This is a genomic window from Kineococcus vitellinus (assembly GCF_009906315.1).
GTDB lineage: Bacteria > Actinomycetota > Actinomycetes > Actinomycetales > Kineococcaceae > Kineococcus > Kineococcus vitellinus.
Genome location: NZ_JAAALL010000148.1, coordinates 1 through 10,824, shown reverse-complemented (window position 1 = coordinate 10,824; position 10,824 = coordinate 1). Strand labels below are relative to the sequence as shown.

9 protein-coding genes are annotated in these 10,824 nt (G+C 77.0%); 8 read left to right on the top strand and 1 reads right to left on the bottom strand.

Going from position 1 to position 10,824, the window contains the following annotated elements; genetic code table 11:
- Positions 1–14 precede the first annotated feature (14 nt).
- From GTQ99_RS13670 to GTQ99_RS13640, 7 genes are all read left to right on the top strand, one after another.
- Positions 15–1,337, top strand: coding sequence for an enolase C-terminal domain-like protein (locus tag GTQ99_RS13670; RefSeq protein WP_338074985.1), 1,323 nt, complete (start codon positions 15–17; stop codon positions 1,335–1,337).
- Positions 1,324–2,331: an amidohydrolase family protein gene (locus tag GTQ99_RS13665; protein WP_205707447.1), complete on the top strand. Its 1,008-nt coding sequence runs from the start codon at positions 1,324–1,326 to the stop codon at positions 2,329–2,331. Before GTQ99_RS13670 ends, GTQ99_RS13665 begins: the two co-directional genes overlap by 14 nt.
- Entirely contained in the window at positions 2,328–2,789 is a 462-nt protein-coding gene (locus GTQ99_RS13660) for an RbsD/FucU domain-containing protein (RefSeq protein WP_166616284.1), read from the top strand. The genes GTQ99_RS13665 and GTQ99_RS13660 overlap by 4 nt, the downstream gene beginning before the upstream one ends.
- Positions 2,786–3,613 carry an SDR family NAD(P)-dependent oxidoreductase gene (locus tag GTQ99_RS13655; protein WP_338074984.1) on the top strand — a complete coding sequence of 276 codons (828 nt, stop codon included), beginning with the start codon at positions 2,786–2,788 and terminating at the stop codon, positions 3,611–3,613. Before GTQ99_RS13660 ends, GTQ99_RS13655 begins: the two co-directional genes overlap by 4 nt.
- A 53-nt stretch (positions 3,614–3,666) precedes the next feature.
- The gene (locus GTQ99_RS13650) at positions 3,667–4,638 is read left to right on the top strand and encodes an aldo/keto reductase (RefSeq protein WP_166616285.1); all 972 of its coding nucleotides are present in this window, start codon (positions 3,667–3,669) and stop codon (positions 4,636–4,638) included.
- A gap of 91 nt (positions 4,639–4,729) precedes the next feature.
- The gene (locus tag GTQ99_RS13645) at positions 4,730–5,884 is read left to right on the top strand and encodes an FIST N-terminal domain-containing protein (protein ID WP_166616283.1); all 1,155 of its coding nucleotides are present in this window, start codon (positions 4,730–4,732) and stop codon (positions 5,882–5,884) included.
- A 111-nt stretch (positions 5,885–5,995) separates the two neighbouring features.
- Positions 5,996–8,398: an EAL domain-containing protein gene (locus GTQ99_RS13640; protein WP_166616282.1), complete on the top strand. Its 2,403-nt coding sequence runs from the start codon at positions 5,996–5,998 to the stop codon at positions 8,396–8,398.
- On the opposite strand, the gene GTQ99_RS13635 is transcribed toward GTQ99_RS13640, so the two are convergent.
- Complete coding sequence (locus GTQ99_RS13635; protein WP_166616281.1) at positions 8,339–9,631, bottom strand: hypothetical protein; 1,293 nt, start codon at positions 9,629–9,631, stop codon at positions 8,339–8,341. The genes GTQ99_RS13640 and GTQ99_RS13635 overlap by 60 nt on opposite strands.
- 238 nt (positions 9,632–9,869) lie before the next feature.
- On the opposite strand from GTQ99_RS13635, the gene GTQ99_RS26940 reads away from it, so the two are divergent.
- Positions 9,870–10,688 (top strand): LuxR C-terminal-related transcriptional regulator, encoded by an 819-nt coding sequence (locus tag GTQ99_RS26940; protein ID WP_166616280.1) that lies wholly within the window; start codon positions 9,870–9,872, stop codon positions 10,686–10,688.
- Positions 10,689–10,824 lie beyond the last annotated feature (136 nt).

Below are 10,824 nucleotides of genomic sequence, written 5' to 3'. Positions count from 1 at the left end.
CACCTGGAGGACCCGTGCCGCACTCCCCCGCCCGCTTCACCGCGCTCGAGGTCCACGACGTGCGCTTCCCCACCTCCGAGCACCTGGACGGCTCGGACGCCATGAACCCCGAGCCCGACTACTCCGCGGCCTACGCCGTCCTGCGCACCGACGACCCCGACGGGCACGAGGGCCACGCGCTGGCCTTCACCACCGGGCGCGGCAACGACGTGCAGGCCGCCGCGATCCGGGCGCTGGAACCCTGGGTGGTGGGCCGCCGCGTGCAGGAGGTGCTCGACGACCTCGGCGCCTTCTCCCGGGAGATGGTCCACGAACCGCAGCTGCGCTGGCTGGGACCGGAGAAGGGCGTCGTGCAGATGGCCGTCGGCGCGGTCCTCAACGCCGCCTGGGACCTGCGCGCCAAGCGCGCCGGGCAGCCGTTGTGGCAGCACCTGGCGCACCTGGACCCCGAGGAGCTGCTCGACCTCGTCGACTTCCGCTGGCTGACCGACGCGATGACCCGCGCCGAGGCCCTGGCCCTGCTGCGCCGGGCGCAGCCGGGGCGCGCCGAGCGCGAGGCGCGGCTGCTCGAGCTCGGCTACCCCGCCTACACCACGACCCCGGGCTGGCTGGGCTACTCCGACGACAAGCTGGAGCGGCTGGCCCGCGAGGCCGTCGCCGACGGCTTCACCCAGATCAAGCTGAAGGTCGGCGCCGACCTGACCGACGACGTGCGGCGCATGAAGGTCGCTCGCGCCGCCGTCGGCGAGGACGTGCGCATCGCGGTGGACGCCAACCAGCGCTGGGACGTGGGCCAGGCGGTGGCGTGGGTGCACGCGCTGGCGCCCTACGACCCGTACTGGATCGAGGAACCCACCAGCCCCGACGACGTGCTCGGGCACGCGAGCATCCGCCGCGCCGTGCACCCGGTGAAGGTGGCCACCGGCGAGCACGTGGCCAACCGCGTCGTCTTCAAGCAGCTGCTGCAGCTCGGCGCCGTCGACGTCGTGCAGATCGACGCCGCCCGCGTCGCCGGCGTCAACGAGAACCTCGCGATCCTGCTGATGGCCGCCCACCACGGCGTCCCGGTGTGCCCGCACGCCGGCGGGGTGGGGTTGTGCGAGATGGTGCAGCACCTGTCGATGTTCGACTTCGTCGCCGTCTCCGGGACGTGGGAGGACCGCGTGGTCGAGCACGTGGACCACCTGCACGAGCACTTCGTGACGCCGGTCCGGCTGGAGGGCGGTCGCTACCGCGCCCCGCTGGCCCCCGGCGGCGGCGGGCAGATGCACGCCGCCTCGATCGCCGACTACCGCTTCCCCGACGGCCCGCAGTGGAGGGCACGTGCCGCCCGCTGAACCGCAGGCACCCTCCCCCGGGCGCGCGGCCGGGCCCGCGGCGGAACCCGCGGCGGGGCCCGTGGACGCCCACCACCACCTGTGGGACCCCGCCGACCCCGGTCAGGACTGGCTGCGCACCGCGGGCCACGAGGTGCTGCGCCGCCGCTTCGGGCCCGAGGACCTGCGTACGGCGGCGGCCGGGGGCGTGGCCGGGCGGCGGCTCGGCGCCGCCGTCGTCGTGCAGTCGGTGGCGCGCCTCGACGAGACCCGCCGCCTGCTCGCCACCGCCGCCGCCGACGCCCTGCTGGCCGGTGTCGTCGGCTGGGTCGACCTGACCGGCGACGTCCTCGCCCAGCTCGACGAGCTGCGCTCCGGGCCGGGTGGGCACCTGCTGGTGGGCGTGCGCCACCTCGTGCAGGACGAGCCGGACCCCGGCTGGTCGCTGCGCGAGGACGTCCGGCGCGGCCTGCGCGCCGTGGCCGCGGAGGGACTGGCCTTCGACCTGCTCGTGCGCGCTCCCCAGCGCGCCGCCGCGACCGCCGCCGTGCGGCGCGTGCCCGGGTTGCGGGTCGTCCTCGACCACGCCGGCAAACCGGACCTGCGCCGCGGCGCGGCGCCGGGGGCGCTGGCCACCTGGGCGGCGCAGGTGCGCGAGCTGGCCGCCGTCGAGGGTTCGGTGTGCAAGGTGTCCGGCCTGCTCAGCGAGGTCGGCCCCGCCGGCTGGGAGCCGGCGGACCTGCTGCGCGCGTGGGAGGTGCTGCTGGAGGCCTTCGGCCCGCACCGCCTCGCCTTCGGCTCCGACTGGCCGGTCTGCCTGCTCACCACCGACTGGCGCGGCTGGGCGGACGCGGTGGCCGGCCTCGCCGGCGCGCTGACGGCCCCTGAGCGCGAGGCCCTGTTCGGGGGGACGGCGCGCGCCGCGTACGCGCTGGCCCCCGCACCCACGACCACCCCGGGAACCCCCAGGAGCCCGGGAAGCCCCAGAACCCCGACGACCCTGGAGACCGCGTGATCGCCGGACGCCTGATCCACCCGCCGCTGCTGGCCGCCCTCGGCGCCGCCGGTCACGGCGCGACGGTGCTGCTGTGCGACGGGCACTACCCCGCCACCACCGCCGTCGGCCCGAACGCCGAGCGCGTGCACCTGAACCTGGCCCCCGGGCTGCTCGACACCTCCGCGGTGCTCGACGTCCTGCTCGACGCGCTGCCCGTGGAGGCCGCGGCCGTCATGGTCCCGCCAGACGGCGCGGAGCCCGCCGCCGTCGCCGGCCACCGCGCGCGCCTGGCCCGGCTGGGCGGGGTCTGCGTGAGCGCCCTGCAGCGGCACGACTTCTACGAGGTCGCCAGGAGCGGGGACCTGGCCGTCGTCGTCGTCACCGGCGACGTGCGCCAGTACGCCAACCTCCTGCTCACCGTGGGCGTGCAGGGCGTGTCGGCGGCGGACTCCGCAGCGGGGACGGCGGTCCGGTGAGCGGCGCGGGAGGGGTGGACCCCGGGCGGGAGTTCGCGGGCGTGCGAGCCGTGGTCACCGGCGGCGCCAGCGGCATCGGGCGGGCCACCGCCCGCGCCCTGCGCGAGCGCGGCGCCGCCGTCGCCTCGCTGGACGTGCGCCCGCTGGAGCAGGCCGAGGAGGGCGTCGCCGAGGTGGCGTGCGACGTCGGCGACGACGCCTCCGTGCGCGCCGCGGTCGCCCGCGCGGTGGACCTGCTCGGCGGCCTGGACGTCGTCGTCTCCAACGCCGGCGTCGGTTCCGTCGGCACCGTGGAGGACGTCGACGACGAGGAGTGGCACCGGGTGCTCGACGTGAACGTCGTCGGCACCGCCCGCCTCGTGCGCGCCGCCCTGCCGCACCTGCGCGCCTCCGCGGCCGCCGCCGCGGCGGCCGGTGCGCCGAGCCCGGCCGCGGTCGTGTGCACCGGTTCCATCGGCGGCTGGACCGGCCTGGTGCAGCGCGCCGCGTACAACGCCAGCAAGGGCGCGCTGCACGCGCTGGTGCTGGCGATGGCCGCAGACCTGGCCCGCGAGGGCGTGCGCGTCAACGCCGTCGCCCCCGGGACCGCCGACACCCCGTGGGTGCGCCGGCTGCTGGCCGCCGCCGACGACCCGGACGCGGCGCTGGAGGCGCTGCGGGCGCGCCAGCCCACCGGGCGCCTGGTCGGCGCCGAGCAGGTCGCCCACGCCGTTTGCCACCTCGCCAGCCCGCTGGCCGGCGCCACCACCGGCAGCGTGCTGCAGGTGGACGGCGGCGCGCACAGCCTCGTCCTGCCGCCCAGCGCGCCCGGAGGAGCCCGGTGAGCGCGGTCCCCGGCGCGAGCTCCGGCGCGACCACCGGCGCGATCCCCGGTGTGCTGCCGAGGCGGCGGGTGCGCTCCACCGGCGTGCACCTGAGCACCCTGGGCTTCGGGGCCGCCGCCATCGGCAACCTCTACCGCGCCGTCGACGACACCACGGCCCGCGCCGCCGTCGACGCCGCCTGGGACGCGGGGATCAGGTACTTCGACACCGCACCGCACTACGGCCTGGGCCTGTCGGAGCGGCGCCTGGGCGCCGCGCTGCGCGAGCGCCCGCGCGGGGAGTTCGTGGTCTCCTCCAAGGTGGGGCGCCTGCTGGTGGAGCGCACCCCGCCGCTGCCGCGCGACGACGAGGGTTTCGACGTGCCCGGCGACCTGGCCCGCGAGCGCGACTACGGCCGCGACGGCGTGCTGCGCTCGATCGAGGCGACGCTGCGGCGCACCGGGCTGGACCGCCTCGACGTCGTCTACGTCCACGACCCCGACGAGCACTGGGAGCAGGCCGCCGGGGAGGCGGTGCCCGCGCTCGTCGAGCTGCGCGAGCAGGGGGTGGTCGGCGCCGTCGGCGTCGGCATGAACCGGTCGGCGATGCTCGCGCGGTTCCTGCGCGAGACCGACGTCGACCTCGTCATGCTGGCCGGCCGCTACACCCTGCTGGAGCAGGGTGCGCTGGACGACGTGCTGCCGGCCGCGCTCGAGCTGGGCCGCGCGGTGGTGGCCGTGGGCGTCTTCAACTCCGGTCTGCTCGCCCGCGAGCAGGTGCCCGACGACGCCACCTGGGACTACGCGCAGGCGCCGGAGCACCTGATCGCCCGCGCCCGCGCACTGGCCGCGGTGTGCGCCGAGCACGGCACGACGCTGCCGGCGGCGGCCGTCGCCTTCCCGCTGCGCCACCCCGCCGTCGTCGACGTCACGCTGGGGATGCGCAGCCCGCAGGAGGTGGTGCGCGACGCGGCCCTGCACGCCGGGGCCGTCCCCGAGCAGCTCTGGGAGGACCTGGCCGCGCGGGGGCTGCTCCGCACCGCGTGAGCGGCGGACCGGCCGCGGCGGCCGTTGACCCGTCCGGGTGCAGCACCGGTACCCGGTCAACCTGCGGCACCGGGACGCCGATCTGCTGGGGGTGAACGCAGACCGCTGGGTGTCCGTGGGCGTGGCCCGCGCGCAGGACGACGTCGCCGCCGCCACGGCCCGCGCCGTGGCAGAGGCCCGCGCCGGGCGGCCGGCGGCGCTGGTGCTCGTCATGGCGCGCTGGGACCTGGACCTGGGCGCCGTGGCCGCCGGCGCCCACGCCGCCGCCGGCGGCGCGGCGGTCGTGGGCACCAGCACCGGCACGGTCTTCGCCCGCGGCGGCCAGCAGGCCGCCGACGTGGTCGTCACCGCCGTCGGCGGTCCCGGCGTGAGCGTGGGCACCGGGGCGAGCACCGCCGCCGACCCGCACGCGCGCGGGGTGGAGGCCGTCACCGCCTGCGGGAACGCCGGACGCGCGCACTCCACCGTGCTGCTGCTGCCCACCGGCACCGACGGGCAGCAGCAGGCCGTGGTGCGCGGCGCCTACTCCGTGCTGGGCCCCGCCGTGCCGCTGGTCGGCGGCGGCTCCGACGGCGACATGGCGCGCCGGGTCACCTGGCAGCTGCACGGGCGCGAGGTCGTCGAGAACGGGCTGGTCGCGGTGCGCCTGGACACCGACCGCCCGGTGGGCGTGGGCACCGGGCACGGGCTGGCCCGCACGGGCGAGCCGATGGTCGTCACCGACTCCGACGGTCTGCTGGTGCGCGGCCTGGACGGCCGCCCGGCCCTGGACGCCTACCTGGAGCGCCTGGGCGTGCGGGCCGAGGACGGGGTGGACGCCGCCGCGCTGGCTCCGCTGGGTTTCGCGCACCCGCTGGCGCTGGTGCGCCGGCGCCGCGAGGAGGTGCGCACGGTGGTCGGCATGGACGTGGCCGCGCGCTCCCTGGAGTTCGTCTCCGAGGTCCCGCCGGGCAGCCTGGTCTCGGTGATGAGCGGTGGCCAGGAGGACATGCTCGCCGGGGCGGTGGGGGCCTGCGCGGACGCCGTCGCCGGTCTGGGCGGCGCCGAGGTGGCGGGCATGGTCGTCTTCAGCTGCATCGCGCGCCGGGAACTGCTCAGCCACGAGGGGCGCCTGGGCGAGGCGCGCGCCGCGCTGAGCGCCGCCGCGGGCCCCGAGGTGGTCCTGAACTACAGCTGCGGTGAGATCGCCCGCGTCTCCGGTGCGGCGGGCTGCCACAACCAGACCGTCGTGGCCCTGGCGCTGTGAGCGCCCGCCGCGGACGCAGGGACGTGGATGAGCCACGTGGGCGGGGGACGTGGACGAGGGACGTGGACGAGCGACGTGGACGAGCGACGTGGACGCAGGGGGGTGGACGGGGTGAGCGGGGCCGAGCAGGAGGCGCTCGGGCAGCAGGGGCTGCAGCTGGTCGAGCTGCTCATGGCCCTGGCCCACGCCGGCGGGGCGCGGGCGATGGGCGAGTGCGCGGTGCAGTGGACCGCCGACCAGCTGGACAGCGAGGTGGTGGCCGTCCTGCAGGGGCAGCGGGTGCTGGCCGGGGTCGGCCTGGGCGCCGGGGACCGGGAGGTCGTGGCGGCGCTGACCGCGGCCGCGGAGGCCGCCACGCACGCCGGCGCGCACGCGGTGGACCTGCCGAACCTCGCGGGCGCGCACGTGCTGCACGCCGAGGTGCCGCACCCGCTCACCCCGGCGCGGCTGGTCGTCGCGCGCGCCGAGGAGCCGTTCGAGGCCACCGAGCGCCTGCTGGTGCTGGGCGTGGGCCGGCTGCTGGGCCAGGCGGTGCAGGCCGCGCAGGCGCTGAGCCGGGAGCGCGAGCAGCGCGAGCACGGCGAACGGCTGGCCGCCGAGCGCGAGCAGCTGCTGCGCACGCTGCAGGAGCGCGAGCTCGTGCTGAGCACCCTGCTGACCCTGCAGCGGGCCATCTCGCACCGCCGCCCCCTGGAGGAGGTGCTGGACCTGCTGTGCGAGGGCGCCCAGCGGGTGCTCGGCGGTCAGGCGGTGGCGGTGGTGCTGGAGAACCCGCTGCACCCCGCCCGCCTGGAGGTGCGCGCGTACGGGACCGGCGGCGGAGCCGGCACCGGCACCGGCGCGTGCCCGCAGCTGGAGGCGCACGCCGCTGAGGCGGTCGCGGCGGACGCGGAGGTGGCCGGGGCGCACGAGGGGTGCCGCTGGCGGGCGGCGCCGGTGCGCGCCCACGAGCGGGTCGTCGGCGCCCTCGTGCTCATCGACGACCAGGCGCCGCCGGTGCCCGCGGCCCCGGGCGCCCGGCACCTGCTGACCACCTTCACCGAGCACGCCAGCGTGGCGCTCAACGACGCCTACACCGCGCGCAGCCTGCGGGAGTCCTTCTACGACCAGCTGACGCGCCTGCCCAACCGCGCGCTGTTCCTGGACCGGCTGGAGCAGGCCGTGCGCGGCGCCGGCCCCGGCGCACCGCCGGCGCTGCTGTTCCTGGACCTGGACGGGTTCAAGGCCGTCAACGACCGCTACGGCCACGCCGCCGGCGACGCGGTGCTGCAGGCCTGCGCGCAGCGGGTGCGCGAGCAGCTGCGCCCGGAGGACACCGCCGCCCGCCTGGGCGGGGACGAGTTCGCCGTGGTGCTGCAGGGCAGCGACGTGCAGGGCGCCGTCCTCGTGGCCGAACGGCTGCTGGCGCGGCTGCGGCTGCCCGTGGAGCACGAGGGCCGATCGCTGCACGTGGGCTGCAGCATCGGCGTCGCCGTCCCCGGCCACGAGGGCAGCACCGCCGAGACGCTGCTGCGCGACGCCGACACCGCCATGTACGCGGCCAAGAGCGCTCCGCGCCCGGCCCAGGAGCCGACGGTGGCCCTCTTCGAGCGCTCGATGCACCAGGCGCGCACCGAACGCCTGGAGCTGGAGGCGGACCTGGCGTGCGCGGCGACGGCGGGTCAGCTGGTGCTGCACTACCAGCCGACGGTGCGGCTGGCGGACGGGTGCACCACGGGCGTGGAGGCGCTGGTGCGCTGGCAGCACCCCGAGCGCGGCCTGCTCTTCCCGGACCGCTTCATCGCCCTGGCCGAGGCCAGCGGGGCGATCGAGGCGCTGGGCAGCTGGGTGCTGCGCCAGGCCTGCGCGCAGGCCGCCCGCTGGCACGCCGACGGGCACGCGCAGCTGACGGTGGCGGTGAACCTGTCGGTGGCGCAGCTGCGCCCCGCCCTCGTCGCCGAGGTCCTGGACGTCCTGCGCGAGAACGACCTGCCCGCGCAGGCGCTGGTGCTGGAGATCACCGAGACGGTGCTGGTGCGCGAGGGCGAGCAGGCGCGCCAGGTGCTGGCGCGCCTGCGCGAGCACGGCGTGCGCATCGCCGTCGACGACTTCGGCACCGGGTACTCCTCGCTGTCGTACCTGCGCCAGCTGCCGGTGGACGTGCTGAAGGTGGACCGCTCCTTCGTGCAGGCGATGAGCCGCGGGGAGGACACCGCCCTGGTGCGCACCATCGTCGGCCTGGCCGAGGCCCTGGGGCTGGAGACGGTCGCCGAGGGCGTGGAGAGCGCCGAGGACGCGCGGGTGCTGCGCGCGCTGGGCTGCGAACTGGCGCAGGGCTACCACTGGTCGCGGCCGGTCCCGGCCGCCGAGCTGACCGGGCAGCTGGACGGGCAGCTGGACGGGCAGCCGGCCGGGCGGCCGACCGGGCGGCCGACCGGGCGGCCGGGCACCCGGCCGGTCGGCGGTGCGCCGCGCTCACGTCCCCGCGGGGACGTGGAGGAGGCTGTAGTCGCCGCTGCGACTCTCCCCCGGTGACGCGTGCGGTCCTCCCTCGGGGCAGGTGGACCCGGCCTGCCCACCGCCCCAGAACAGGCCCTGGCACCTGCTGCACCAGCGCCAGCCCGACTGCGAGCCCGCCGCGGGTGCGGCGTTGATCGCCAGGGCGTAGTCGCCGCTGCCGGAGGTCGCGGCGGGTGCGTGGGTGCCGCCGGCCGGGCAGGTCGAGTCGGCGACCGCGGGCCCGTAGTACAGCCCCTGGCAGCGGTCGCACCAGCGCCACCCCGCCTGACGCCCGGCGTCGGGCGGAGCGCCGTGCGGCAGGCTGTAGTCGCCGCTGCCGCTCTGCGGCTGCGGGGCGTGGGCTCCGCCCTCGGGGCAGACGGAGGCCGGCTGCCCGCCGCCCCAGAACAGTCCCTGGCACCTGCTGCACCAGCGCCAGTCCGACTGCAGGGGCACCTGCGACGCGGGTGCGGCCCCGACCCGCTCGACCTGCAGGAAGAGGGAGTAGACGCCGCGCAGGTAGGGGTCGTCGACGTAGCGGATGCCGACGATCCCCTTCCCGAAACCCTGCGGGTCGTCGGCGATCAAGAACTCGGCGCTGTCGCTGTTGAGGGCGATCGTCACGGGGTTGAAGAGGAACCCGTCCGGGTCGTCGGGGTTGCGCTGCAGGCCGACGGGTCGCCGCATCGACTTCCCCAGCGGCGACCACAGCCCGGCGAGCGTGCCCACCGTCTGGATGCCCAGGGAGACGGCGTCGAAGACGGGCTTGGCCACCGGCCAGATCCCGCCGAACACCTCCTTGGCCCGCTGGCCGTAGGTGGCGTCGACAGCGACCTGCCACTCGAGCCAGCCGTCCCAGAAACCCGCCCCGGGGTCCCACTCCCAGACGGTGGGCGTCAGCAGGACCATGCGTTCCCCCGGCGGCAGGTCACCCTCCCAGACGACGTAGGGAGGGACGCGGCTGGTGTTCAGCTCCCCCGCGGAACGCTGCCACGGGCGCGGGGTGGGGAACTTGTCGCCGCTGACGATGCCGCCGGCCGGCGATGCCGACCCCGCCTTGACGCGGTTGGGCAGGTGGTGGGTGTCGCCGAGCAGTTCGCTCTCCGAGTCCAGCGGTGTGCGCAGGGTCTGGCCGTCGGCGTCGACGTCGCGGACGTTGACGGCGAGGACGACCTCGTCGTGCTTGCCGTCCCAGTTGAAGGCGTCGTCCCAGGTCTCGTTGTGGCACCAGAAGCCGTTGATCGTGACCCGGTAGCGTGCAGCGGGCATGGTTCCTCCTCGTCGGGTTCCTCGCGGCGCGGGAGCGCCCGGGCCGCAGGACCGGCGCCGGCGCTGGTGCGCTGCCGGTGCACGGCCGGCCTCGACCGCGTGGTGACCACCCGATCGGGGCCGTCCACAGCGTGCTCGCGGCCGCGCACCCCCGGCCACGCGCAATAGTGCGTAGCCGTCCGGGGCGGGCGGTAGTTGACTTCTCCTCCCACGCTCGTGCGGCCGGGAGGGGGACGTCGTGGCGCAGCGGCAGCAGCGGGCCCTGGTGGACCTGCAGGGCGTGCTCCTGGAAGCGGTGGGCGCCGACCGCGCCGAGCTGCCCCGCGAAGCCGTCGCGGCGTGCCTGCTGGCCCTGAGCGGCGCCGAGGTCGTCTCCTTCCACGTGCTGGCCACCGACCGCAGCCGGGCCGAGGTGCGCCTGTGGCCCGACCCGACCCACCAGCAGGCGATGGCCCGGGCCTCCGTCGCCCACGCCGAGGCCCACCCGCTGCTGCGCCTGCACCTGCTGGGCGGCTGGACGGGCGTGCTGACACCGGACGACGTCTTCGACCGCTGGCGGCGCAGCTGGAGCTTCCACCACATCCGCAGCACGTGGGGCATCACCGAGCAGCTGGCGATGCCGCTGCCCCCGCGCGACGGCGCGCTGCACTCGGTGGCGCTGGGGCGCGGCGCGGTCGCCTACTCCCAGGCCGAGCGCGAGCGCGTGGAGCGCGCCTGGCGCGCGCTGGTGGCGGCCGACACGGCGCTGGTGCGCTCGGCGCAGGTGCACCGGCGCCTCGAGGAGGTCGCCGCGGTCCTGGCCGCCGGCGGAGCGGAGCTCGCGCGCTCCCCCGCCCGGGCGGGAGCCGCCGCGGACGTGCGGCCGGTCAGCGCCCGCGAGCAGGAGGTGATCGCCGCGCTCATCGGAGGCGAGTCCCGCCGGGTGGTGGCGCGCAGGCTGGGGGTGTCCGTGGCCACCCTCAACAAGCACGTGCAGAACGTGAACGCGAAGCTGTCCACGGCCTCCTTCGTGCAGGCGGCGCGACGCCTGGGCGTCAGCGCCGGGCCACGAGCGTGAGCAGCCGGCGGACGGCGGGTGCGGTCGGGCGCTGACGCCCGCGCCGCCCGGGGAGCCCCGCACCCGGGCATGGGCCACGATGTGGACCGCCCGCTCCCCGTCCAGCCCAGGAGGTCCCCCGTGCCCGCTCCCACCC